Raw genomic sequence first — 268 nt, 5'->3', positions numbered from 1 at the left:
GGACTAAACCGCTTACGCGGTAGGGGCTACGGTCCGGCGCTTGAGGTCAGGGAGAGGCCGGGCGCGCGGTTCTATGTTGGCGAATGAGGCAATCCGCCTCGTTCTCCAGCAGGAGCCGAATCATGACCTCCTCCCAACCAGCCGTCAGCCCGCTGCGCCAGCGCATGATCGACGACATGCGCATGCGCCAGCTTTCCCCGAAGACGCAAGCCAACTATCTGCGCATCGTCCGTGAGTTCGCCCGATACCTCGGGCGCTCGCCTGATAC

Annotated in this window: 1 protein-coding gene; it reads left to right on the top strand. The window is 63.8% G+C overall.

Annotated features, from left to right (window positions below; all coding sequences use genetic code 11):
- Positions 1 to 122: 122 nt before the first annotated feature.
- The coding region (locus tag AB3X95_RS39005; RefSeq protein WP_368624012.1) for a phage integrase N-terminal SAM-like domain-containing protein at positions 123 to 268 on the top strand (146 nt) is incomplete at its 3' end.

Origin of the sequence: Paraburkholderia sp. BR13444, assembly GCF_040948755.1 — a bacterium.
Classification (GTDB): Bacteria; Pseudomonadota; Gammaproteobacteria; order Burkholderiales; family Burkholderiaceae; genus Paraburkholderia; species Paraburkholderia youngii.
This window is presented reverse-complemented; position numbering and strand designations above follow the sequence as displayed.